This window comes from Halobacteriovorax sp. YZS-3-1, assembly GCF_047084945.1.
Lineage (GTDB): Bacteria > Bdellovibrionota > Bacteriovoracia > Bacteriovoracales > Bacteriovoracaceae > Halobacteriovorax_A > Halobacteriovorax_A vibrionivorans.
The window spans coordinates 875,005-899,242 of the sequence record NZ_JBKIYI010000001.1 but is presented as its reverse complement, the minus strand read 5'-3'; the positions used below and the strand labels follow the sequence as shown (position 1 = coordinate 899,242).

The following is a 24,238-nucleotide window of genomic DNA, read 5'->3' as shown; positions in this document are numbered from 1 at the left end:
CTCTTACTTAAGCAATAAGAGACTTATCTTTATATAGTAACCATAATTGGTGGATTGCACGTGTCGCTGCTAAATGTAGACGTTTACGAGCAGTGTTATCAATTGGATAATTTTCCTTATCACAATCTGGAATGATGACATAATCAAATTCGAGTCCTCGGATTTGCTCTACTGTTGTGACTTCAATCCCAGGCTTCAGTGAGAAGTTCTCATCTAAAACAAGTCGAACACTTCCGACCTCTTCAATTTCTCGATACAGTTCTCGCGCCACACTCTCCTTAGCACAAATAATGGCAACAGAGGCCTTCGGTTCGCGATTCATTAGTTCAATAAGAGCACTACTCACTAGCATCGCCGCATGTTCCAAATGTTGAACGGATGTTTCAACAATTGGTCCACCATCTCGCTTTGAATCAGGTAATTGCTTAGGGGCAAGTGGACCTAGTACATGATGAGCGAAAGAGACGATCTCTTTTGGTGAACGGTAAGAAACATTGAGCTCTTCAACTTGAATATCATCGACATCTAATTCAAGGTTATGACAGACATCGTGCCATGAAGTGAATTCAAAAGTACGATCAATCTGCTGAACACTATCCCCAGCGATTGTGAAATTTCCATCACGATGTTTAATTTGACCAAGTAGCTTAAGTTCACTTTGTGAAAGTTCTTGTGCTTCATCTAAAAAGATATGCTTATAGAATTTAAATTCACGGCCAAAATACTTTAAATGTCCAAATTGTTTTACAATTAAATAATTATAAAGTGATAGATCGTACTTATCCACAAATCCGGTGACTTCACTATCTCGAGACTCTTTACTAACGTAATCACTATCAGAGTCCATTAACTGAATTTGTTTTGCAGTATAAAACTTTAAGTCCTTAAGCATATGTGACGTTACTTGACGATTAGTCATCTCAGGAAGTTTTTCCATTAGACTATAGTCTGAAAAGATATTTAATAACTCTTCTCGTACATTTTTAAAGCTCTTTAATAACTTTCTTAATTCTACTTTTAAGATCGAATCATGAGTCTTCTCACTAACTCTCTTAAGTTTTAAATAAAGAGGGCCATCTTGATTATCGAAAAATTCAAGGTCACGATCTTTAAGTTTTGCTCGAATTCCTTCTTCTTTCTTTTCAAGATATTCATCAATTAAACTAAGAAGCTTAGGATTTCTTTTTACAGTGGCAATTGAATCCATCGGATTATATTCAATCTTCTTAGGTATATTTCTTATATTTTGAAAAATAATCTTTTTAATAAGATCATCAAGAGTAGAGACTCTTACATTTTCAAGATTAGACTCAATTAGAAGCTTCTTTGAAAGCTTAACAAGTCCTTGGTTTGGAACAATAACCATTACATCTTGTTGGCGAATTCCATCTTCACGACAAAGTTTTGCAATCCTATAAAGAGCAACTGTAGTCTTACCACTACCTGCTCCCCCCGTAATTAGAAGTGGCTTATTCACACTTTGATTAACAAGGTCGTATTGAGTTTTATCTAGGAGTGAGATTACTTCTGGCCCATCAAATCCAGTACGCCCACTACCAAGGGACTGATTTGCACTCCCTTCTCCTCCAGCAAGTTTTTTAACTGTTTCATTTAGGGACATCCATTTATTATCACGATAAACAAATGAGTCCCCTTCTCGGTCAACTCGTACCAGTTGTCCATCTCTAACAGTTAAGATGGCCTTCTCTAAAATACGTCCTTCGATAACTCGATCATCGAGATCAAAGTCAAAGTCATCACCTTGTCCATATTGATAGAAGATTCTCGCCATTGGTGATTTCTTCCAGTCAATAATCTTAAACTTTAGCTCTTTATGTGAAAATGGTACGTGTCCAATAAGGAAGTCTTTTAACTTTCCATTTTGCTCAATTTTAAAGTGACCAAAGAATGGAGATTCCAGGCTTGGCATACTTTGGTGCTGTTCGTAACGCTCGGCCAATTGATTCAATAAATTCATCTGCTGGATAATTCCAGGTAAATCATCTTCCTTACAATTTAGCGACTCGTCGCGCAAAGCCTTAATATTATCTGCAATATCGGCCAGTGCTGCGGCGTTTAAATCAGGTAAACGTTTTACCAATTGGATTGTTTCCTCAAGGAATCCATTGATTTTTTCGATGTATTTTACATTATCTAATTCACTCATTCTTTATTTGCCTTCTATCAAATACATTGTTAGGCTGAGACTTTATACTCTTTTTTATTAATAAACACTAACAACATGAGGGCTTATTATGCCAAAAGTTATCGGATTTAACTACACATTAACGAACTCAAACAATGAAGTTTTAGATACTTCTTCTGAACATGGTCCACTTCTTTTTCTTGAAGGTGTTGGACAAATTATTCCAGGACTAGAAGAAAAGGTTATTGGAATGGCAGTTGGAGAAAAAGCAAAAATTGACGTAGCAGCAGCAGATGCTTACGGAAATAAGAATGACGAACTAATTATTAAAGTTCAAAAGTCACAATTTCCAGCTGACGCTCAATTAAATATTGGAGACGTATTCCAAGTAAACCAAGATCAAGGTCTACCTCCATTTACAATCGTCGAACTACAAGGTGAAGAGGTTACTCTTGACGGTAATCACCCTCTTGCAGGACAAGATCTAACTTTTGATATTGAAATCACTGAAGTTAGAGAGGCAACTGATGAAGAAGTTGCTCACGGTCACGCTCACGGTGTAGGTGGCGTACAGCACTAAGAATTTACTTTTCTTAAGTTAAAAAACCACACAAAACCCTTTTACTATTAAATTAGACTAATTTTAGTGAGGGTTTTGTGGGGTATATTCAAAAATATCTTTTTATAATATCCATTCTATTTACTCCTAAAATAATTCAGGCCAAAGACCTTGGTGGAAATTTTAGTCTATACGGAAAGCTTTCAATGGCCGCTATTGGCCAAGCGGGAGTTCAGTCGCTAAATAATAACTCCTCTCGTTTTGGGTTCAAATATGAGAGAGATGACCTACTCGAGGGGTTCACCACTGGTCTTCGTGCTGAGTTTGGAATCAATACCAGCAATACGAGCCAAAGCGTTCAGGAAATTCCTAATACGACCGGTCGTTTTCAAGTAGATAATACTAGCGACCGGCCATTTTCAACAAGACTAACTTACCTCTCCTTATCCAAGGGAGACTTTGAGGCAACGATTGGAAAGAACTGGTCTGTCTGGTACGACATATCTGGCCTAACAGATATCTTTATGGTGACAGGTGCATTTGCCTCTTCAACTTATACTTCAAATGGTGAAGTTATTGGAACGTCTCGTGGAGTCGATCTAGTCCAACTACGTTATAAGCTAGGAAATATTCACTTGGGGGCCCAAGCAAAACTAACAGGAGATGAGTCAACAGATATAACCGACTCTGCTGGCAATGTTATTGGCCAGCTCGTCTTAGAACATAGTATTGCAGCTTCTATTCGCTATATCACAAAGAATATCATTCTTGGTGCAGCTGCAATTAATCTCATTACAGATAGCACAGGAGAAGATGTTAGCGAGACATCGGTTTCAGTTGGAGCAAGATACATCTATAAAGAGTTTTTTACGGCATTTAATTATGCTGATGCAAAGGATCTTGAGCTAGTGGATGGAAACTTTATTAGAACTGATGACTTTGAGGGATTAATTGGTTGGAATATCACAAAGAGACATCAATTAATGATCGGCTATAATTGGCAAAATTCTGATGAAGTTAATTATGAAGACTACGAAATGTCCTATTATCTTGCCTCTTATATTTACCGATATGAGCAAGTTGAACTAGGTCTTGAGTTTGTCTTTGATGATAGCACTGAGCCAAGTGGTGAGCGCCCGGAAAACCATCAAGTTATCCTAGGCGCAACATTGTATTTTTAGAAGTTCTCAGGTGGAACTTTCTTAAACATAAACGCAGGGATTACACTTGCAACTAGTGTATAAATAACAAGCCCCGAAACGATCTCTAGTGGTATATCAAATCTTTCTCTTGAAATTTGGGCCATAACAAGACCAAAGATAAGAGTTGGAAGAAGTGACATAGTAATTTCCTTACGATCAGGCCAAAAGTCCTTCATAAAGAAATTCATATTTGAATATGTATTGATAATTCTCAATGGAATAAAGACTCCTAAGAAAACTAAACCAATGATTAATCCTTCAGTACTAAATAGGTCTTTTGTAAAACTAACCCCTGCTTTGAAGAAGTAGAATGGGATAAAGAATGAGAAGAACATTTGTAAGTTCTTAATAATTTCTTCTGACTTATCCGATTTTCCAAAGTGCTTAAACTCTGAAGCAATAAATCCAACGATAAATGCACCAACAAGATAATAAGTTCCAATTTTCTTTGTAATTACACCACAGATAAGAGCTGTAAGAATAAGAAAACCAACTTCTGAGTCTTTTGCATAAGGCGCTATATACTTGAAGAATAATTTATATGCTAATGGTAAGAAAACACTTAGTGCAATAAGAACCATTGTTGAACTTCCAAGGTTCACAAGGCTTTCAGACTGCAACGTAACAAAGAGTAATAAGATCGCTGCAATTTCTTTAGAGATGGCCTTTGAACGAATCCAATACTCTTGACCTTCTGAGAATCCATAATTTTTTAGAGAGTTTAAAATAAAACCTGTCGATGGCGTCATAATACCAAGAGCAATTAAAGTCGCAGGCCTAAAGGCAATTTCAAAGTAAAGAGAAATTCCAAAAGCAACTAAAAGCGTAATTGCTAACATTTGAGTTACTCCTAAAAATAACTCCTTCCAATTTTGCTTTAGCTCTTCTATTTCAACTTCAAAACCAGCAAAGAGAAACAAAGAAGTAATACCAAGACGAGAAAGCATAAGAAGAAGCTCATCTCCTCTAAACCACCCCAGTCCTAATCCAGCTCCGACACCCAAAGCAATCGAAGAAATCCCTATTGGGATCTGAAACCTCAGTAAAAGCTTTGGCAATATTAAGAGCACTGTAAATAGTATTAAATACTGTGCTTCAGAATTAACTAAGTGAATCATATTTAAATCCTTTCCAAATATTCTTTATAGTTCCCAGGAAAAATTCTTACTTCACCTTTATCGACTTCGTAAACCTGCTCGGCCAACTCACTCAAAAAGTGTCTATCATGGGAGACAAACATTATCGTCCCTTCATATCTCTTAAGAGCATCTAAGAGGACTTCTCTCGATTTAATATCTAAATGGTTTGTTGGCTCATCGAGAACCAGAAAATTATTATTTTGTGAAAGAAGAGTTGCAAGAACAAGTCGCGACTTCTCTCCTCCAGAGAGATACTTAACTTTCTTATCAACGTCTTGCCCGCGAAATAAGAATGCCGCAAGAAGGTTTCTAATATATCCATCACTAGCTGTTGGTAGATCCTTTCTTACTTCATCAAAAACTGATGATTCAGGATTTAATACCTCTAGTGAATATTGTGAAAAGTAGCCAAGTTTAATACTTGGGCCAATACTAACACTTCCTTTTGTTGCGTCTGTATGGCCAGTGATACATTTTAATAACGTTGACTTACCTGCACCATTAACACCCACAACTGCAATTTTATTTGTTCTTTTAACAGTTACTGAAAGGCCATCAAAGACATCGTGTTGCGCTCCTTCACTTAAAGGCCAAGACTTTGCAAGGTCCTTAATAATAACAACATCATCTCCACCTCGCGGAGGTGTTGGAAATTGAAAACTTATGCTTTCTTCTTCAGCAGGAACTTCAATGCGATCAATTTTATCTAATTTTTTCACACGAGATTGTACTTGTGCCGCATGAGAAGCGCGGGCCTTAAACTTTGCAATAAATTCTTCTTCTTTGGCCAACATATCAGCTTGCCTTGAAGCTTGAGCGATTAATTGCTCTCTTCTAATATCTCTTTCTTTTTCGTAGAAATCATAATTTCCCGAGTATGTGGTAATTCTCTTATGAGCGATCTCAATAATTTTATTACAAACATTATTCATGAAGTCGCGATCGTGGGTCGTCATAAAGATTCCCCCTTCAAAAGTCTTAAGCCAATCTTCAAGCCAAAGAATCGACTCCATATCAAGATAGTTTGTCGGCTCATCCATGATAATGAGATCAGGACTTATCACAAGAACTCGCGCAAGGGCGATTCTCATTTTCCAACCACCAGAGAAGTCTTCAATCATCTTCCCGTGATCTTCTGGCATAATCCCCAGTCCAGTCAGAACTTCTTCAGCGCGAGTTTCGAGGTCATAGCCACCTCTTTTTTCAAACTCTGATTGAACATCACCCATTTTCATGAGGACATCATTCATTTCGTCATCACTCATATTGGCGCAATCGGCCAGCTTTTCTTCAAAAACCTTAAGTTTTTCACCTAATTTTGAAATTTTATCATCTCCAGACATAACAACTTCAAGAGCTGTTTGGCCCGCAAGCTCACCTACTTTTTGTGAAAAATAGGCCCAACGTAATTTATCGGGAAATGATACTTGTCCTTCATCTGGCTTTTCTTCTCCAATAATCATTCGAAATAGTGTTGTTTTACCAGCTCCATTTGGACCGACGAGACCAACTTTTTCACCTGGATTTATTTGAAAACTTCCTCCTGAATAGAGAGTTTCACTACTTTGAATTTTTGAAATATTGGAAACGTTAAGCATATGAACAAAAGTCCTTTATTTTTGATTACTTATAAATGATTTTCAGGTTGATTAATTTTATCACTATGTTATTAACTATGTCTTTAACATTTGCAATTTTGTGCAAATAGTTATTCTGGATTTATGGATTTGAGACTATAATTAAGCTTATGAAATTAGAGAATATTTTTATTAATGCAAATGGTGAAATTAAAAAGTCAGTATATTTAGTATTACTGATTATTCTTTTCTATTTTATTAATCACTTTGTCTCTTTTGTACTAAAGAAGACAAAGTCCGTTTCTACAGAGCAGAAAAGACGTTATGTTGTTAATACAAATATCTCTCTTACTATTTTATTTGCTTTTATTGCACTGTATATATATTCGGCAGAGATTAAAAACTTGGCCTTTTCACTCGCTGCTGTTCTTGTTGCAATCGTCCTTATTACAAAGGAATTCTCCCTTAATTTAATTGGTGGAATCTATAAAACTTTCTCTGGTGGCTTCATAATTGGTGATGCTATCGAAGTCGATGGAAGAAGAGGAAGCGTTATCGATCGCGATCTTTTTACAACGACTCTCTTAGAATTTGGGCCAAATAAGAACTCTCATAACTTTACGGGACGCTCCATCATTATCCCAAATTCAGTATTTCTAAGCTGTAAGGTAACAAATGAAACATTCTTAAAAAGCTATGTTCTCCATAGCTTTAATATAATATTAGACCCTCATGATGATTGGGAAAAAGCAGAGCAAATACTTCTTGAAAGAGCAGACTTCTATTGTTCAGAGTATTTTGAAGTGGCCCAAAGAGCTCTTAATAAGCTATTTACAAAGTCTCATCTTGAAACCCCTCTTTTAAAGCCAAGAGTTCAAATTACTTTTAATTCAAAGGAAGAAATTGAATTAAATGTAAGAATCACGGCCCCTTTTCGCACAAAAGGAACAGTTGAACAAAAGATTATTAAAGACTTTATGCGCGAGTTCTACAATTAATTAGTAGTGTCATTTTGTCTCTAGACAGCATCATTCCCCCGACGATATAGATTGTTCATATTTCGATAGGGGGAAATAAATGAAATCAATCTTTGGTATATTTCTTATCATGCTAATTTCTATTTCAAGCGCACAGGCAGGTATCTTTCCAACAAAACTTGCTCCTTTTGACCAAGCTGGATCTTACTTTGATGAAGACCAAGGTCTTATTATTGGAAGCGATGGATTAAAGTATTGGCATGTGGATAACTATGAAATGCGAAATGAAAAAGGTGTAATCTTTAAATTTGGACTATTCGCAATTAAATCATCAGATGGAAAGCGATATAAGAAAGCAAATAAAAGACATATAAAAGAGAATTGGGATGAGAGAAGATATCCCGTTAAATTAAGTATGCGAATGCTCACAATTAGAGAGGATGCCGATATCGACTTTAAAGAGTTATCAAGAGCAGTTGAAAATGGAGAAAGCATTTATCTCTCTGAACAAGAAAGAACATCACTATCTGCTTATCTTACAATGAGACAACATGATCAAGACAGCTGGGATGGTAGTTTTCGCACAAGCAGAAGTTCAGGAAAAACTGAATGTACAACAATTGGAATGAATACTTTTTGTACGACAAGATCATATTAAAAAAGCCTTCTAAGAAGGCTTTTTTTTTAATTTAAATCTTTCATCAATGCTTTAAATTCTTCACCAACTCTTATTACTTCTTTCTTATCAGACTCTTCGAAAGCCTTAACGATTTTATCTGTCGTTGTTAATCGATATGAATTAACATCAAGCTTTCCCTTAAACCACTTATCCATATGCTTCACATGCTTTAATCGATCATCTAAGAAGAAAATCGCTTTATACTTCTTTTTTAAATTAGGTCGATTAATAAGATAAGTAAGCATCTCACCTTTGTTTAACCCTGACGTTAAGAAGACACCATCTGCATAACGAACCTTTCGCCCATTCAGCTTAGTAGAAAATGGCCATTTCGGTGCATTCCTCTTATCAAAATCAACGCCATTTCGATTCAGTTCACGAATTGTTGCTGGATGATTAACTGGCCCACGTGATGTTAGAGCAACAACCCCATAATTAGCTTCCTGAAGGCTTCTGATAAGCGATGGGATCTCTTTTTCGACAAGTAACATACGTGACAAGAAAGTCGCATTATACGAGTACTGAAGCACTCCCCCAACAGATTTTGCGATACAGTGTTTTGGGCATCCTTTTTTTATCTGATCTTTTTGCCAGTTAAACCACTGATCACTAGCAAAACTCGTTTTAAAACGCAGTAAAGTATTATCAATATCGTAGATGACAAGAATGTCACTTGGAGCGACTTTATTCTTTAAAGCATAGTGAGTTACTTTCTTATAAAAGTTAGTGTGTGAAGAGATTTCTTCATAAGCAAAAGTATTAAAAATTAATAAAAATGAAATTAAGAATTTCATAAGGTCTCCTTTCTAAGGCGAGAAGCTTAGCAAGAAGAGCAACAAAAGACAAAGGCCTTCTTTTTTATTAGAAGGCCTTATTTTAGATATTAATTTTACTTAAGAAATAAGTTTAAGATGCCATATCATCAATATCAGGCTCGTGCTCAAGCCAAGCACTTTCTGGATCAAGGATCTCGATATCTTTATGAGGCATCTTTTTGCGATTACGCATTTTCTCTTTTTTCTTCTGCACTTGCTTTTCAATTTTAGCAACTGCTAGGTCAATTGTTTTGTAGAGGTTTTCCGAATGAGCTTCAGCATGGAAGTCAAACCCTGGCCCTAGAACCTCAATTTCAGCATAGTGCTCGCGACCATCTCTTACTTCACAGCTCCACTTCAAATGGAGATTACCGTCCAGATATTTTGCAATCTTCTCTGACTTTTCGTGGATTCTCTCATCAAGTGCTGGCGTATGCTCAAGGTGTCTAAAACTTACTGTAACTTTCATAAAATACATTCTCCTCTATGATATAAAGTATCTTGGAACTGACCTATCGGCTGTTTTTCCAAAATATCGAGCTATTTTACTTTTCTTTTTGACGACGACAAAATGCCAAGACTTTCTCGGTACTTAGCGACTGTACGTCTTGCTACTTTCATCTCCTCTTGACTCAAAAGGTCGGCAATCTTCTGATCTGATAGAGGCTTCTTTGGATTCTCATTGTCTACAAGCTCTTTGATTTTAAGCTTAACAACTTCACCTACGGCATCCACTCCACCTTTATCTCCACCAATTCCAGCGTTGAAAAAATACTTTAATTCAAACATTCCAATTGGTGTGTGCATATACTTATTTGAAGTAGCACGTGAAACTGTCGACTCATGAACTCCTAATTCATTGGCAACATCTTTTAGAACCATTGGCTTTAAATGCTTAGGTCCTTTTTTAAAGAACTGCTGCTGTTTTTTCACAATTGATTTTGCCACTTGGTCAATTGTTCTCTGTCTCTTATTTATAGACTTAATTAGCCATAAAGCCGACTTAAGTTTTTCTTCCACAAATTCTTTAGCTTCTTTATTCTGTAGGGATTCTGCTTGATTAAGCATATCCTGATACATTTTAGAAATTCTTAATCTTGGTACACCGTCGTCATTAACCTGAACAACGAACTCTCCACCGATTTCAACTACGTAAACATCAGGAGTTACATAATGAGTTTCTCCCCCACCAACAAGTCTTCCTGGCTTTGGATGAAAATTATGAAGTAGTTTTGCTGTTTCAATAATCTGCTCTTCTGCAACACCAGTATCAGCTGTAATTTTCTTATAATCTCTATTTTTAAGATTCGTTAAATGAAAACGAATAAGTTTTTCTAGTAAAGGTGAACGCTCTTCAGCGATACGCGCCTGAGCAAGAAGACAATCAACAAGGTCTTGAGCACCACATCCTACAGGATCAAGTCTTTGCACAAGCTCCAGCATTCCCAAACACTCTTCACGCTCAAGGTTTGAAGTCTCAATTAGTTCATCAAACTTACATGAGAGATAACCATCATCATTAATATTTCCGATGATCTCAATTGCAAAATCAATTTCCACATCGTTAAGGTCTTCCATACGTAGCTGCCACTCTAAGTGCTCAGCTAGTGAAGCACCTTTGGAAACCATATTTTCATAATTAGGCATATCATCTGGACTAAGAGATGGTGTTGCCATATTTGGTTCATATGTAGTTGAGTTGTAACTATCGACATACTTTTGCCAGTCGATATCGTCACCACTACTCATCATGGCCTCTTCTTTAAAATCGTCGGCCTTTGCTTCTTTAGATTGATTCTCTAACTTATCTAGTTTGTAATCTCCCTCACCATGGGAAACTTCTTCTAGCATCGGATTTTCAACCATCTCCTTAGCAATAACATCTGTCATTTCTAAGTGACTTAATGTGAGTAGTTTAATCGCCTGCTGAAGTTGCGGCGTCATCACGAGTTGTTGAGACTGATTTAGACTTTGTGAAAGTTTAGTGGCCATAGTGGTTCCTTATTCATTTCGTAACCAGACCTCTACTTTAGTTTATTGGTCTAGCTACATTTTAAATTCTTCACCAAGATAGAACTTCCGTGCTCTTTCATCGTTTACAATATCTTCCGGTGTCCCACTTACAAGTAATTCTCCACTACTCATAATAAACGCGCGATCAACTACTCCAAGTGTTTCTCTAACGTTGTGGTCGGTAATGAGGACTCCAATATTCCTCGTTTTTAAGCTGTTAATAACAGTTTGAATGTCATTAACGGCTAACGGGTCAACTCCAGCGAAAGGTTCATCGAGAAGGACAAACTTTGGTTCTAATGCCAGTGTTCGTGCGATCTCAACTCTTCTTCTTTCCCCACCGGAAAGAGCTGAACCGAGAGACTTACGGATATGTCCAAGACCAAAGTCGCTTATCAAGTTATCAAGAAGTGTCTTCTTCTTGGCCCTTGGTAAGTCTCGGTTTTCAAGTACCGAGTAAATATTGGCCTCAACCGATAAATCTCTAAAGATGCTAGCTTCCTGAGGAAGATATCCAACACCTTTTAGGGCCCTAATATGAATTGGCTGCTCCGTTAAGTCTTCACCTGAGAGATCAATACTACCCTCATCTGCTTTAACGAGCCCAACCATCATGTAAAACGATGTTGTCTTTCCAGCACCGTTTGGGCCGAGTAAACCGACAACTTCTCCTTGCTTAACATCGATGCTTACGCCTTTAACGACTTCTCGTCCGCCGTAAACTTTCTTTAAACCATGAGCTGATAACTGTGCTATTTCTTCTGACATGCTATTACCTTATTTTAAAATTCGTATTAGCATCATCAACTTCAATGGTTTCGATGTCTCGCCTAAGAACAATTGTGTTACCTCTCAATAAGTCTTTCTTTTGATAAACCCTTGGAAGACCTAGCAGAACGATTTTTTCTTCTGCCATAAATCCCTCGAGTCTCTCACTGAAAGCCTTCCTTTTGAAAGGTGGCTGTCCTTTAGGAGAAACAGTTTCCTCAATAACCACATCGTCATAAAGTGCATAATACTTGAGCTTTTTGTTATAATTATCTAGGTAGATTTCGCCATTTCGAGCACTTGCAACTAGTTGAGATTTAAGAAATTTTACATTTCCACTCAAATTGGCATTGCGCTTGCTCTTATCGACGACAATCGAGTTGGCCTCAAATTTGATATCATCTTCATAGGCCCTCGTTCGACTTACCTTTCCTTTTACATTTCCATCATATCTAACTAACTCATTTGAGAGATTGTATGAAAGATTATCTGCGCCAACTTCAATTTCATAAGCAGCATCGAAATTCTTAGATGATGATTTTGCATTTCCTTGAAAATTTACCATTTGGGAATTATCAGAATATGTCATTGAGTCAGACTCGATACGAATATTTGGATCTCTTAAGATGACATTTCCTCTTAACGAAAGATACTTCTTATTAACATTGATTACACCTGTGTAGGCATCATAATACATCGGCTGCGACTGATAGTCGTTTATTAGAACCCCACTCGGCTCTGTTAGAATCAAAACATTGGTTGTTAAATTTTGTGAAACCTCAGCAGCATCTAAATGATAACGTCCTTGCTTATCAGACATTTTAAAGTACTTCACATTTTTAAAATATGAGTAGACGTCTTGATCAAGAAGCTCATTCATACTCTCATCAATACCCGTTGTATTGTAAGTAACAAAGAGTCCCATATATGTAGAAGCGAAGATGCCAAAGAGAAATAACCAAATTGACAACCTCTGTCCAACGCTTAGCAAAATAAATTCCTTAAAAATTGAGTAAATAATCAGCTATTTACGTCCTTCTATTTTACGACAAATATCCGCGTCATGCCAATTGTAAGTATTGGAGTCTTTTCCAATGGTTGCGTATTTGGTAGAGTTAATCGCTCAGGAATACACAACACATATGGGAAACAATAATATGACTTTAGAGATTGAGAAAATCGTGGCCGAAGGAGTAAAGCTAACTCCAATGATGGCCCAGTATCACGAGATAAAAACCCAATATCGCGACCACATGCTAATGTTTCGCATGGGTGACTTCTATGAAGTTTTCTTTGAAGATGCAATTAACGCTTCTAAGATTTTAAATATTGCTCTTACTCACCGAGGAAAACTTGGAGAGCACAAAATTCCAATGGCCGGTATTCCACATCATGCGGCCGCAACTTATATTGATCGCTTTTCAAAAGAAGGATTAAAAGTTGCAATATGTGAACAGGTCCAAGATCCAAAAGAAGCAAAGGGAATTGTTGAGCGTGCAGTAACTCAAGTTGTTTCTCCAGGGATGCCCTTTGATCTCGATAAGACCGACTCAAAAGAAGATCAATTCATTGTCGCTTGTAATGAAACAAATGGACGCTTTGAAATTATCACAATCGACTTCACAACAGGATTCTTCAAAGGTTTTATTCTTGAAACTTTTGAGGACTTTATTGAAAAGCTTCGTGTTCTTGCACCAAAAGAATTTCTTACATACCTAGGTCAATGGGATAAGTATGAAAATGTTGCGACTTTAAATGAACACAACGGGACTCTAGTTACTCACCTTTCAAAAGAATACTTTAAAGAAAAGTACTCGAGTGTCTATATTGAAAAATTAATTCCGACTTATAAACGTGACCAAGTTATCAAAGAAAATGAAACGGTATTAGAACCAATTGGTGCCCTTTCATATTATATTTGTTCAACTCAAAACCACGAAGGATTCTCTCACCTTCATACTTTTAGCCTTAGTGATGAAACAGGCTCAATGAAAGTGACGATACCAACTCTAACAGGACTTGAGATACTGCCAAAGTCTCGTGAAACCTATAAAGAGTCTCTCCTTGGTTTTATGGATAAGACAAAGACTTCAATGGGTTCAAGAAAACTTAAAACGATTTTCACATCTCCACTTACGAGTAAGGCAGAAATTAAAAATCGTCTTGATACAATTGAGTACTTCTTAAAAAATGATGAACTTCTACAAGATACGCGTGAGTCATTAAACAACGTACGCGACTTAGAAAGAATTCTAGCAAAGGCCGCGACAAATCGTGCAAATGCCGGAGACCTTCTTAATATTGCAAGTGCTGTTGATGTCTATGAAGATCTATTAAACTCTCTTAAGAAGCTTCCTACAAATGTCTTTGGAACATTAAATAAAGAAGCAAAAGAAAGTCTTTTTGAACTTCGCAATGAAATTAAGTTAACGATCAATGATGAAATTGGTGCAAGCCTCGATAAAGGAAACTTAATTAAGGAAGGTGCAAATAAGACACGTGATCGTCTTGCTAAAGTTTCACAAAATACGGCCCAGGCCCTTGTTGAACTTGAAAATCGATACCGTGAAGAGACTGGAATTCAAAAGCTGAGAATTAAATCAAATAATGTTGCTGGATACTTCATTGAAGTATCAAAAACTCATACAGATAAAGTTCCTGCAAACTTTGTACGTAGGCAAACTCTCGTAAACTCTGAAAGATATGCAACAGAAGAACTAACTCAATTTGAGAAAGAAGTTGTGGTAGCTCGTGAGAAACTTGAAAAGTTAGAAAGAGAAATCTTTAAGAACTTAATTAAGCAAATCACAATGCTAAGTAATGCTATTCAAAACCTAGCAAATATTCTGTCCACAACAGATACTCTCCAATCACTTGCTTGGATTGCTCGTAATGAAGAATTTTCGAGACCAACAATTTCGGACAAGTCCCGTGACATGGATATTCACGGTGCATGGCATCCGTTAATTAAAGCTGCTATAAAAGATCAGTTTATTCCTCACGATCTCAAACTTAATGAAAAAACATACTTTGGTCTTATCACTGGTCCTAACATGGCCGGTAAGACAACAGTTATGCGTGAAATCGCAATCATTCAATTACTAACACAAATTGGATCATACGTTCCTGCTGAAAATGCAAAAGTTAGTATCTGTGATTTCTTATTTAGTCGTCTTGGTGCAAGTGATGATATTTTAAAAGGTCAATCAACTTTCATGGTTGAAATGGCCGAAACAGCTGAGATTCTAAGGCACGCAACAGAGAACTCTCTTATCATTCTTGATGAAGTTGGACGAGGAACATCGACTTATGATGGCCTTTCTATTGCGTGGGCACTAGTAGAACATTTTATTGAAGAAACAAAAGCTCTATGTCTTTTTGCTACTCACTACCATGAATTAATTGATCTTGCTGATAGTTATCCACAAGCAAAGAACTTAACTGTAGAAACTCTAAATCATAAAGGAAATGTAAAATTCCTATATCGCTTAATAGAAAAAGCAGCTTCGCAGTCATTTGGTATCTACGTTGCTAAACTTGCTGGCCTTCCTCCTTCTGTTTTAAAACGTTCTCAAAATGTTTTAAAGAGCATGGAGAAAGAAACAAATATTTCAAAGGCCCTTTTAGGACAAGATGAGTCTGCATGTGGTGAGCAACTTGATTTCTTTAATATTGAAGTAACTCAAGAAGTACCTGACTATTTAAAACAAGTTGAAGATGATCTAACAAAAATGGATATTAACAACTTAACGCCAATTCAAGCACTTAATAAGCTTCATCAATTAGTCGACCAAATTACTTTTAGCTAGATAATTATAGAATAAGCAATATTTTCCAAGGACGTGTTCAGCACGTCCTTTTTTTTATTCCCATGCCTAGATGCCGATACGTAGGGCATGAGCGCAAACCAGAAACTGACAGAAATTTACGATCATTATAAACAATCAAAAGCGGCCAAGAAGCTTCGAAATGATAGGCTTAGAAAAAGAGCATATGCATTTATTTGTGACCTCTACATTATTGTCTTTGCCAATAAGGCCCTTTCATTTGTTTGGCTATCTTTTATAAATAATTATGTTTCAAATATTTCAACGTCACCGAGAGTTTCGACGTTTACGTTTCAGGCCCACACAACAAACCTATCCCTAGCGATCATGTTCTTTAGTTATTTCTTTTTTTCTTATTACTTAGGAAATGGACAAACGCTTGGAAAAGCTTTCTTTAAGCTAAAGGTTGTTAGCTCACGAGATATGACAGAAGAATTAAGTGCCCTCGACTGCTTTGGCCGCTCTATTGGATATGTCTTTGCTAGCCTACTAGCGTATCTACCACTTGCCTTAAACTTTGTTAGGAAAGATCAAAAAGGTGTTCAAGACTTTATCTCTCACACTCATGTAGTATGTATGGATGATTTTGAATATGCCTTAGCACAAGCGGAAGTATCAACTCCTGAAGAAGCACAACAGATCGCTCTCTTTGAAGAAGTTTCTTAGGGGCGCGGGTACCAATGGAACTTTCAATAGTTTAGCCCCTCATTTCCAATTGAAAACATCATAATTTTCTTTAAACTTACGTTTTAAATCGTTTTCACAAGATAAAATGATCAAAAGAGACTTATATAGGGCTGCTTAAGCACTTATAAGTAAGCTAAGTACCTGAAACTTCCATTGGTACCCGCGCCCCTAAAAGTCTAAGTCAGAAAAGATTTCACTGGCGCGCCCAACAACGCGAGACTTTAATTTCTCATCAGATGTAGCTGCTTTTGATTCTTTATAAGGCTGCATCACAGACTTAGATGCGACTTTTGATTTATTATACCCTTCACTATCACTCTTAAAGAGATCTCTCTGATCACTATCTTTAGAATCCCATGGCCTTTTTACATTGGCCTTTAACTCACCTTTTTGCTTACGACGTGAGCGCTCTTCTTTATGATCGAGAATAATCTCCAAAAGAGATTCATCTGAACTCTCAATACGTTTTTTAATTTTGGATTTTGAAGATTTTTCAAAAGTTTTATTTAAACTTAGGGCCATAATATTCTATTTTATCTGCCCCTATGATTTCGTGCAACAAAGATCTTACTATTTGTCGTAAAGCTCTTTAATACTGGCCTTAAGCTGGTCCATACTTTTTGTTTTAAGAATAACTTCATCACTATTTAAGAGAACCTGAACTTCTCGATCTACAGTTCGGCCATTTTGCCTAACAATATTATCAAGTACTGTAATACTGCAATTATCTCTTCCTTCTATATAGTGATGTTTAACATTAGAGTCCTTTGTTTTCTCTGACATTCGTAGGTTTCGACTTGTTTGCCTCTCTAGAATCCATGCAATAGAAGCAGCATCGCAAAGTTTTGCAAGATCAAGTCTTGAAACATTCTCATAACAATCCTCTTCCAAAACACCTAATGCTTGTAACTCTTCTTTTTCCATGAAGCTTAGAAGACCTTCATCCATAGCAATCTTTAAATAGTCTTTTGGATACTTCCCGTCTCCACATGGAACTTCTAAATTACCACCGAGTGCCTGATAATGAGACATCATATTTACATTATTAACAACTGCACTTTCTTTGAGCTTTTTAATCATTTCTTCTTGTTCATAATTCATTTGAGGATATGAGCTTGCACCATTTGGTAGCATGGCACTACTTTCTTCCTTCCACTTATTAGTGTTTAGATAAACACCTTTTGCATACTCACAAGCGAGGTTATCGCCGAAGTTATTACGAAAAGACTCAGTAACATCAATATGTCTCTCAATTAGACCTGAAAGTGGTGTTGGTTTTCCACCTAAGGCCCTGGTCGTAATTTCATGTCTGATTAAATTCATCACTTTATCATTAGATAACTCCCCTTCTTCTAACGAGAGTTTCATTAATTTATAGTAACCATCCGTCAAATTGCCGCTACTATCCACACCAGTATACATAGCATATTGATTGGCCGCTTCGGCCAATTTCTCTCCGGAGAAATTATCTTTTAGGTATTTAACTAGACCGTCTACATCACCTTGATAACTAATATAAGCTTGAGCAAGTTCACGATCTTTATAGGACTCATCAGAAACAATATATCCCGTTGCCTGACTTGATCTGATTAGACGATCGATATTTGGGCTAACGGTATAACTTCCAACTCCTGTTTTAGAATCATATTCGTAGAAAGGAGTTGTCGAGCGACTAATTAAATCAGCAACAATTTCTTCGCGATCTTGTCGTTTTAACTCATTTTCAGGATCAACACTATTGAAGTATTCATCCAGATTAATAGTGTCTTTATCAGAATTGCCAATATGATATTGAAGTTGGTTCATTGCAAATTGCTTTGCAATCTCCTTCTTTTTCTTTGGAGTTAGCTCGTTAGTGATTCCAACGCCGTAACCACCCATACCGCTTCCAAAAACTCCCCCACCCATACCACCACCAGAAGTAGTTGGGAATCCTCCGCCAGAAAAGCCTCCACTCGGATACCCTCCTCCTTGGCCCTCACTTGCACCTTCCATAATGACACATTCTACACAGTCGGCCATCTCTGAAAGGTCTTCAAATAAACCATCAAAGGCAAGAGAATTTAATGAAAAAAGAATAAGAATCGATAGATTAAGTGCTTTCATACTGCGCTTTTCGACAAAATTCTTTGGTCATTTTAATAATCAGAGAAAAACTAAATTAAAAGGAAATATTAACCTTAGAAGAATGCAACGATGGCACAAAGGACGACAAAAGCGATCAGGTTTAAGATTGCACCAAATCCGATCATTTTCTTCATTGAAACGAGGCCTGTTCCATAAACGATAGCATTTGGCGGAGTTGCTACAGGAAGCATAAAGGCCATATTACAACTGAAAGCAATGACAAAAGCTGCGGTTGTTGTTGAAAAACCAACTTTTGCTGCAGCCGCAATTAAAATCGGAACAAGAATATTTGCAGCGGCCGTATTACTTACTAACTCAGTTAAAAGAATTGTAATGGCCACAATAAAAATTAGAATAACTGAAAAACTAAAGTTACTAAATATTGTAATGATATTATTTCCAACATACTCTGCAATTCCAGTTTTAAAAAGAGTTGTCCCAAGGGAAAGACCTGAAGCAAAAAGTAACAAAGTTCCCCAATCTATTTTCTTAATGTCCTCTTGCTCCAATAGCTTTGTTTTACTATAGATTGGAAACATAAAAAGTGAGCACGATGCAATGATAGCAACCATGGCCGGTGTCACATACTTATGCAAATAGATGGTTAAAGCATTGGCCTTACCAAGAACAAAAGTTGCAATAGTTGGAGCAAACCAAAAGAAAACCGTTAATGAGAAAATGGCCATTAAACGAAATTCATTATTTGAAATCTTATGGTCCTTTCCTAAGCTTAGGATGAGATCCTTCTTATCAACCTTAGGTATGGCCTCTGTAATTTTACTCTTGGCATAAAGAAATAAAATCAACATGAAACCACAACTTAAAGGCAAACCGTATTTAAACCAATCCCAAAATGTTAAGCTCTGCCCTGTATGCTGCTCTAATAAACCCATCGTAATGAGATTTGGAGGTGAACCTATTGGCGTTGCCATTCCCCCGACAGTGGCAGCATAGCCAATAATTAAAAGAAAATATTGTTTTGTAATATCCTCTTTCACTTTAAATGACTTTAAGATACCAAAAGCTATCGAGATCATCATAGCTGCTGTTGCGGAGTTTGAAACCCACATCGAAAAAGTAGCAGTTACAACGATAATTACCGCAAGTGTTCGATTAAAACTTCCATTGATAAACTTTGAACTTAATATTGCAATCGAAATTTTTCGATCTAATCCTAATTTCTCCATCGCGCGAGCTAAGAGAAAACCTCCCATAAAGAGAAAGATTATTGGTGAGCTAAAACTACTAAAGGCTTCCTCAAAAGATATAACTCCAAGTAAAACAGTTAGAGCAACTCCCATAAGACCTGATATAAATAAAGTAGTACTTGAAAGTAGCCACTGAACGACAACATAAGAAAAGATTGCTAAGAATTTTTTAGCATTTTCTTCTAAAGGTAAATTTGAAGTATAGACAAGAAAGAAAGCAATGATGCCTAAGAACTGAAAGATGACTGACTTAGCAGTGTTATTCTTCCACTCAGTTCTAAATTCATCATATAAGCTTTTAATCATAGAGTCTTCTTAAGTTTCCTCCTGCCGCATTAGCAACAGGAGGAAGATTGGATTATTTTAAGAAACTAAAGTGTAGTTCATCAGTCTGCTCTTTTGAAGGAACAGAAGGAGCATTCGACATCATATCACTTGCTGTCGTTGTTTTTGGAAATGCAATAACGTCACGGATATTGTCAGTTCCTGCCTTTACCATTGTGATACGATCAAGCCCTAGAGCAATCCCACCGTGCGGAGGAGTTCCATATTTAAGTGCATTAACAAAGAAGCTAAATTGCTTTTCAACTTCTTCTTCACTCATTCCAAGAACTTCAAACATTCTCTCTTGAACAGCACCATTGTGAATTCTAATCGATCCACCACCTAGCTCGTAACCATTACAAACGAGGTCATATGCTTGAGCTGGAAGATTCTTTAGAACTTCGTTTTTCACGCTGATTTCTTCATTCATAAACTTATCCATTTCACTTAATTTTGGAGAAGTAAATGGATGGTGTTTTGCGTATAATCTTTCTTCATCAGCTTCAAAGCATGGGAAGTCATTTACCCATAAGAAAGCATATTTCTTATCACTATTTTCAATAAGCTTAAGCTCTTGTCCAAGGTGACGACGTAGAGCATCTGCACTGTCATGAACGATCTCTTCTTTATCAGCAAAGAATAACCATGTTCCAGATTTTGAATCACCATCAAGGTCTGGAAGACTTGATAGATTAGCTAGCACATCGTCAGTGATAAACTTAGAGATACCACCAGATGCTTTCCCCTCTTCAACTTTAAAGAAGGCAACGCCTTTTCCACCAAATGGCTTAACAACGTTTACAAAACCATCAAGGATCTTACGTGAAAAAGTTCCCATCGTTGCAGGAACGAACATGGCCTTAACCATTCCACCAGATTCAATAGCATTTTTAAAAACACCAAATTCAGTTTCTTTAAAAAGATCAGAAACAACATGTTGCTTAAGACCGAAACGAACATCTGGCTTATCAGAACCATAATCTCTCATGGCATCGTTATAATTCATTACAGGAATCTCATAATCTGATTCTAATTCAAAAATATTTTTCATTAGATCTGTTGCAAGATTCTTCATGTACTCTTCTGTCGCAAAAGAAACTTCAATATCCACTTGAGTAAATTCTGGCTGACGGTCAGCTCGAAGGTCCTCATCACGGAAACACTTACAAATTTGGAAGTACTTATCTGTTCCACCAATCATAAGAAGTTGTTTTAGTGTTTGTGGTGACTGTGGAAGTGCATAAACGTGACCTGGATGAACACGAGAAGGAACAACATAGTCACGAGCACCTTCAGGAGTCGACTTATATAGAATTGGAGTTTCAACTTCAATAAAGTCGTTTTCGTGCATTGTATTTCTAACGTCTAAAGTAATCTTAGAACGTAGTTTTAAAATATCTTGAAGCTTCTTTGTTCTTAGATCAAGGTAGCGATACTTAAGCTTATTATCTTCTGTTGCTTCAGTCGCTCCATATGGAAGAAATGGAATATTGTTAATATCACACTCTGATAGAACTTCTAATTCTTCAACATGGACTTCAACTTCACCTGTTGGCATATTCTTATTTAAAGCTTCTTCTGGACGCTTTGCCACTTCACCTTTAATCATAATAACTGATTCGAGGTGACACTTTTTAAGAAGATCAACGTCGCCTTTGAAATTTGTAAAGTTAAGCTGAGTTAAACCAAACTTATCTCTTAAATCGATAAAAGTAAGTCCACCTAGGTCGCGGTTCTTATTTACCCAACCGCATAGTGTTACTTTCTTACCGATGTCTTCGGCCCTTAATTCTCCTAAATTGTGAGTTCTCATCAAACCCTTAATCTGTGACATGCTAATCCTCTTGATATATAGTTTTTGTGTATGAAATTTATAGCAAATTCTACACATATTCTCAGTATTTTTTTCTACTCAGTCGTTTTGTTTTACGCCACACCTAGTCATGGTCAATTTATCAATAAAAAATGGGGTGTAAACACGATGATCACACCTAGTAAGAAAGAAATTGAGGTATCCTGGGCCGTAAGCGAAAAAGAGAAACGCCAAGGACTAAGTGGACTCAAATCAGAGGCCATGAAAAAAGACGAAGGTTTACTCTTTGTTTATCGTCGAATGATGCCACTAAAGTTTTGGATGCCAAATACATTCTTTGACTTAGATATTATTTTTCTCGATAAGAATTTTAAAGTTGTGGCCATTGAAACTCTTCCTCATTACCCTAGCCGAGAAAACCCTAAGAAGATTCCAATAACAAAGCCTTATCAAAGCCAATTTGTCTTAGAATTACATGCTGGAATGGCAAAGAAATTGAAGATAACGAAGGGCTCCCAACTTAAATGGAAGAAAGCCCTCTCACAGAAGTTTCTGAATTCTCTGGGAATAGAATAAGATACTCATCACGTGCGATATAACCTAAGTGATCGCGAACAAGTTTCTTCTTATACTTATTATTTGTGCGAATTAATTCTAGCTCCTTCATAAGTCCGGCATTCTCTTCTTTTAAGAGATGGGCCTCATGATAAGCTTGATCAAGAGTTGATTTCTTATCAAAGTATTCAATAACGCCACCTTGAGAAAAAATTAAGCGACCTAATAGGAATAGACAAAACCCCCAACAAAGCTTAACACCCCAGCTCGTTACCTCGCCTTTCTTTCTCGACTTTGACTTAACTTTTCTCTTTGCTGAAACTTTAGCTTTTGGTTTCGTTAAAGATTTAGCTTCTGATTGTTGTGCATAAGTCGGCGCGGCCGGTGCTGTGGTCTTCTTTCTAAGTGGTGAAGACATTTCGATATTATTTGAATCAGTAATTGGTTTTCTTGTTGCTGCTGATGCAGTTGTTGATGGCCTTGCAGATGAAGATGGAGCTGACATTGATGCTCTTCTTGCTCCGGCCGCTGAAGCTTGTGCTTCTTTTGCCACTCTCTGCTCTCTAAGCTTTGCTAAAACTGATGAACCAGAAGATTTAGGCGCTTCACTCGCAGCACTCGCTTGCATACGTGATTGAGGAGATGGTCGACTTCCTGGTGTTGGAGGTGGAGAACCTGCATCACTTTGACGTCTTTGCATCTTTGCACGATTGCGCTCGATTGCTTTTTGCATCGCCGCACTTCTCGAATTAGACTGATTTGAACTAGTTGAATTTGTAGAGGCACCAGACGACGCTGGACCACGGTTCCTTCCTAGTGAAAATTGCAAACTTACATCCTGTTTTTTGCTAAGCGTTCCTCATGAACACTTTTTTTCCCAATATCAATATTTTAATGCGTTTCAAAAAATGACACAAGTCTTTTTCCGTAGGAAATCTTCTCGTGACGCACCGTCAAAAGCTTTCGGCCATTATGACAGTAAATTAAATCCTTGATCCGTATTAAGTGATTCTACACGAAGCCAAAACTTACGAATTGTAGCTAATTCTTTTAAGTAGAGGTTCAAAGTGCCATCAAGCCCTTTTAAGATGTGAGCATCACGATCTAACTCACCTTCTTCAAATAGTGCTGATAATTCGTCAAATACTCGGTGAAAGCGATCTTTTGGCTTAATAATAAAATGCTTTTCTGAAACATTGTATTCAAGAAAGGACATTTTACTCTCAAGATACTTCTCTAAACGAGAAAATAAGATGCTAGCAATACATACATCACCAATTGGTCCAAGCTTTAAGCGCTGGCCATTTCCTTCAAGTTTATGACTTTTGAAATTAATGCGAATCGCATCGTCACTTCTTTGATACCACCAGCTAAAGCCAGGGTCAGAGATATTACAAATGAGATCTTCTTCTAATGGGAATCTCTTATTGAATACCTGATCAAAAATAACCTGAGCAAGGTCAAGGTTATCAACCTCATAATAAAGAGACTTAGAAACTTCATCTTGGTCGATACGAAGAGCTTTTAAGGTCGCAGTATCACCAATTAAAGCCGCCTCAAAAGTGTCACTGATATTATCTGTGATCACTCCACGCAGACTAAAAGTTGAGCTACTCTTAACGATATTAAACACGAGTCCACAAGTTTGCGGATAATCTTGTTTTTGAACTTCTTTATTTATTTGTTCAGACGAGTGGCCGAATAAAAACTCATTTCTAAAATCGTCGTCTGCTAAAATTTCGTCTTGTGTATTAAGGTTAAATGTCTCTTGTGTGAGAAAATCAAACTCGTTGTGCACCAACCCCTCCGTAGGTAATACATA

At 36.9% G+C, this 24,238-nt stretch carries 21 protein-coding genes; 7 read left to right on the top strand and 14 right to left on the bottom strand.

Annotated features, from left to right (window positions below):
* Positions 1–7 precede the first annotated feature (7 nt).
* A complete protein-coding gene (locus tag ACMAZI_RS04300) occupies positions 8–2,167 on the bottom strand; it encodes a UvrD-helicase domain-containing protein (protein WP_114705432.1) in 2,160 nt (719 codons plus the stop codon).
* An 88-nt stretch (positions 2,168–2,255) separates the two neighbouring features.
* Here ACMAZI_RS04300 and ACMAZI_RS04295 point away from each other — a divergent pair, with 88 nt between their 5' ends.
* Together ACMAZI_RS04295 and ACMAZI_RS04290 are read left to right on the top strand one after the other, a co-directional pair.
* On the top strand, positions 2,256–2,726 hold the full coding sequence (locus tag ACMAZI_RS04295; protein WP_199506598.1) for an FKBP-type peptidyl-prolyl cis-trans isomerase: 471 nt from the start codon (positions 2,256–2,258) through the stop codon (positions 2,724–2,726).
* Between the two features lie 77 nt (positions 2,727–2,803).
* Entirely contained in the window at positions 2,804–3,886 is a 1,083-nt protein-coding gene (locus tag ACMAZI_RS04290; protein ID WP_412473711.1) for a porin, read from the top strand.
* Here ACMAZI_RS04290 and ACMAZI_RS04285 read toward each other — a convergent pair.
* A complete protein-coding gene (locus ACMAZI_RS04285) occupies positions 3,883–5,025 on the bottom strand; it encodes a cation:proton antiporter (protein ID WP_334678095.1) in 1,143 nt (380 codons plus the stop codon). The genes ACMAZI_RS04290 and ACMAZI_RS04285 overlap by 4 nt on opposite strands.
* Before the next feature lie 2 nt (positions 5,026–5,027).
* Positions 5,028–6,644 carry an ABC-F family ATP-binding cassette domain-containing protein gene (locus ACMAZI_RS04280; RefSeq protein WP_412473712.1) on the bottom strand — a complete coding sequence of 539 codons (1,617 nt, stop codon included), beginning with the start codon at positions 6,642–6,644 and terminating at the stop codon, positions 5,028–5,030.
* Positions 6,645–6,793: 149 nt separating this feature from the next.
* Here ACMAZI_RS04280 and ACMAZI_RS04275 point away from each other — a divergent pair, with 149 nt between their 5' ends.
* The gene (locus ACMAZI_RS04275) at positions 6,794–7,621 is read left to right on the top strand and encodes a mechanosensitive ion channel family protein (protein WP_114705437.1); all 828 of its coding nucleotides are present in this window, start codon (positions 6,794–6,796) and stop codon (positions 7,619–7,621) included.
* Positions 7,622–7,700: 79 nt separating this feature from the next.
* Complete coding sequence (locus tag ACMAZI_RS04270) at positions 7,701–8,258, top strand: hypothetical protein (protein ID WP_114705438.1); 558 nt, start codon at positions 7,701–7,703, stop codon at positions 8,256–8,258.
* A 26-nt stretch (positions 8,259–8,284) separates the two neighbouring features.
* On the opposite strand, the gene ACMAZI_RS04265 is transcribed toward ACMAZI_RS04270, so the two are convergent.
* The 5 genes from ACMAZI_RS04265 to ACMAZI_RS04245 form a co-directional block, all read right to left on the bottom strand.
* Complete coding sequence (locus ACMAZI_RS04265) at positions 8,285–9,073, bottom strand: DUF2608 domain-containing protein (RefSeq protein WP_114705439.1); 789 nt, start codon at positions 9,071–9,073, stop codon at positions 8,285–8,287.
* 112 nt (positions 9,074–9,185) lie between these two features.
* A complete protein-coding gene (gene hpf / locus ACMAZI_RS04260; RefSeq protein ID WP_158536735.1) occupies positions 9,186–9,563 on the bottom strand; it encodes a ribosome hibernation-promoting factor, HPF/YfiA family in 378 nt (125 codons plus the stop codon).
* Positions 9,564–9,634: 71 nt separating this feature from the next.
* Positions 9,635–11,086 (bottom strand): RNA polymerase factor sigma-54, encoded by a 1,452-nt coding sequence (gene rpoN / locus ACMAZI_RS04255; RefSeq protein WP_114705441.1) that lies wholly within the window; start codon positions 11,084–11,086, stop codon positions 9,635–9,637.
* 54 nt (positions 11,087–11,140) lie between these two features.
* Positions 11,141–11,875: an LPS export ABC transporter ATP-binding protein gene (lptB, locus tag ACMAZI_RS04250; protein WP_114705442.1), complete on the bottom strand. Its 735-nt coding sequence runs from the start codon at positions 11,873–11,875 to the stop codon at positions 11,141–11,143.
* A gap of 4 nt (positions 11,876–11,879) precedes the next feature.
* Positions 11,880–12,845, bottom strand: a complete 966-nt coding sequence (locus tag ACMAZI_RS04245; protein WP_114705443.1) for an LptA/OstA family protein — start codon at positions 12,843–12,845, stop codon at positions 11,880–11,882.
* A gap of 124 nt (positions 12,846–12,969) precedes the next feature.
* Between ACMAZI_RS04245 and mutS the strand changes: the two genes are divergently transcribed.
* Together mutS and ACMAZI_RS04235 are read left to right on the top strand one after the other, a co-directional pair.
* Complete coding sequence (mutS, locus tag ACMAZI_RS04240; protein WP_334678090.1) at positions 12,970–15,684, top strand: DNA mismatch repair protein MutS; 2,715 nt, start codon at positions 12,970–12,972, stop codon at positions 15,682–15,684.
* Between the two features lie 87 nt (positions 15,685–15,771).
* Complete coding sequence (locus ACMAZI_RS04235; protein WP_114705445.1) at positions 15,772–16,368, top strand: RDD family protein; 597 nt, start codon at positions 15,772–15,774, stop codon at positions 16,366–16,368.
* 189 nt (positions 16,369–16,557) lie between these two features.
* Here ACMAZI_RS04235 and ACMAZI_RS04230 read toward each other — a convergent pair whose 3' ends face one another.
* The 4 genes from ACMAZI_RS04230 to aspS form a co-directional block, all read right to left on the bottom strand.
* Positions 16,558–16,911 carry a hypothetical protein gene (locus ACMAZI_RS04230; RefSeq protein WP_412473713.1) on the bottom strand — a complete coding sequence of 118 codons (354 nt, stop codon included), beginning with the start codon at positions 16,909–16,911 and terminating at the stop codon, positions 16,558–16,560.
* Positions 16,912–16,959: 48 nt separating this feature from the next.
* Positions 16,960–18,495 (bottom strand): hypothetical protein, encoded by a 1,536-nt coding sequence (locus tag ACMAZI_RS04225; RefSeq protein ID WP_412473714.1) that lies wholly within the window; start codon positions 18,493–18,495, stop codon positions 16,960–16,962.
* A gap of 74 nt (positions 18,496–18,569) precedes the next feature.
* Positions 18,570–20,030, bottom strand: coding sequence for an SLC13 family permease (locus ACMAZI_RS04220; protein WP_120405289.1), 1,461 nt, complete (start codon positions 20,028–20,030; stop codon positions 18,570–18,572).
* 52 nt (positions 20,031–20,082) lie between these two features.
* On the bottom strand, positions 20,083–21,882 hold the full coding sequence (gene aspS / locus ACMAZI_RS04215) for an aspartate--tRNA ligase (protein ID WP_233500229.1): 1,800 nt from the start codon (positions 21,880–21,882) through the stop codon (positions 20,083–20,085).
* Positions 21,883–21,912: 30 nt separating this feature from the next.
* Here aspS and ACMAZI_RS04210 point away from each other — a divergent pair, with 30 nt between their 5' ends.
* Positions 21,913–22,437 (top strand): DUF192 domain-containing protein, encoded by a 525-nt coding sequence (locus ACMAZI_RS04210; RefSeq protein ID WP_120405290.1) that lies wholly within the window; start codon positions 21,913–21,915, stop codon positions 22,435–22,437.
* On the opposite strand, the gene ACMAZI_RS04205 is transcribed toward ACMAZI_RS04210, so the two are convergent.
* Together ACMAZI_RS04205 and ACMAZI_RS04200 are read right to left on the bottom strand one after the other, a co-directional pair.
* Positions 22,382–23,245, bottom strand: coding sequence for an FtsB family cell division protein (locus tag ACMAZI_RS04205; protein WP_412473715.1), 864 nt, complete (start codon positions 23,243–23,245; stop codon positions 22,382–22,384). The two genes, ACMAZI_RS04210 and ACMAZI_RS04205, sit on opposite strands and share 56 nt — an antisense overlap.
* A gap of 141 nt (positions 23,246–23,386) precedes the next feature.
* Entirely contained in the window at positions 23,387–24,214 is an 828-nt protein-coding gene (locus ACMAZI_RS04200) for a hypothetical protein (protein WP_412473716.1), read from the bottom strand.
* Positions 24,215–24,238 lie beyond the last annotated feature (24 nt).

What these genes read in the sequence shown, in the direction of transcription:
- ACMAZI_RS04300 (WP_114705432.1), bottom strand. Translation starts at nt 2,167, where the DNA reads ATGAGTGAATTAGATAATGTAAAATACATCGAAAAAATCAATGGATTC.
- ACMAZI_RS04295 (WP_199506598.1), top strand. Translation starts at nt 2,256, where the DNA reads ATGCCAAAAGTTATCGGATTTAACTACACATTAACGAACTCAAACAAT.
- ACMAZI_RS04285 (WP_334678095.1), bottom strand. Translation starts at nt 5,025, where the DNA reads ATGATTCACTTAGTTAATTCTGAAGCACAGTATTTAATACTATTTACA.
- ACMAZI_RS04280 (WP_412473712.1), bottom strand. Translation starts at nt 6,644, where the DNA reads ATGCTTAACGTTTCCAATATTTCAAAAATTCAAAGTAGTGAAACTCTC.
- ACMAZI_RS04275 (WP_114705437.1), top strand. Translation starts at nt 6,794, where the DNA reads ATGAAATTAGAGAATATTTTTATTAATGCAAATGGTGAAATTAAAAAG.
- ACMAZI_RS04270 (WP_114705438.1), top strand. Translation starts at nt 7,701, where the DNA reads ATGAAATCAATCTTTGGTATATTTCTTATCATGCTAATTTCTATTTCA.
- ACMAZI_RS04265 (WP_114705439.1), bottom strand. Translation starts at nt 9,073, where the DNA reads ATGAAATTCTTAATTTCATTTTTATTAATTTTTAATACTTTTGCTTAT.
- hpf (WP_158536735.1), bottom strand. Translation starts at nt 9,563, where the DNA reads ATGAAAGTTACAGTAAGTTTTAGACACCTTGAGCATACGCCAGCACTT.
- rpoN (WP_114705441.1), bottom strand. Translation starts at nt 11,086, where the DNA reads ATGGCCACTAAACTTTCACAAAGTCTAAATCAGTCTCAACAACTCGTG.
- lptB (WP_114705442.1), bottom strand. Translation starts at nt 11,875, where the DNA reads ATGTCAGAAGAAATAGCACAGTTATCAGCTCATGGTTTAAAGAAAGTT.
- mutS (WP_334678090.1), top strand. Translation starts at nt 12,970, where the DNA reads ATGGTTGCGTATTTGGTAGAGTTAATCGCTCAGGAATACACAACACAT.
- ACMAZI_RS04235 (WP_114705445.1), top strand. Translation starts at nt 15,772, where the DNA reads ATGAGCGCAAACCAGAAACTGACAGAAATTTACGATCATTATAAACAA.
- ACMAZI_RS04230 (WP_412473713.1), bottom strand. Translation starts at nt 16,911, where the DNA reads ATGGCCCTAAGTTTAAATAAAACTTTTGAAAAATCTTCAAAATCCAAA.
- ACMAZI_RS04225 (WP_412473714.1), bottom strand. Translation starts at nt 18,495, where the DNA reads ATGAAAGCACTTAATCTATCGATTCTTATTCTTTTTTCATTAAATTCT.
- ACMAZI_RS04220 (WP_120405289.1), bottom strand. Translation starts at nt 20,030, where the DNA reads ATGATTAAAAGCTTATATGATGAATTTAGAACTGAGTGGAAGAATAAC.
- aspS (WP_233500229.1), bottom strand. Translation starts at nt 21,882, where the DNA reads ATGTCACAGATTAAGGGTTTGATGAGAACTCACAATTTAGGAGAATTA.
- ACMAZI_RS04210 (WP_120405290.1), top strand. Translation starts at nt 21,913, where the DNA reads ATGAAATTTATAGCAAATTCTACACATATTCTCAGTATTTTTTTCTAC.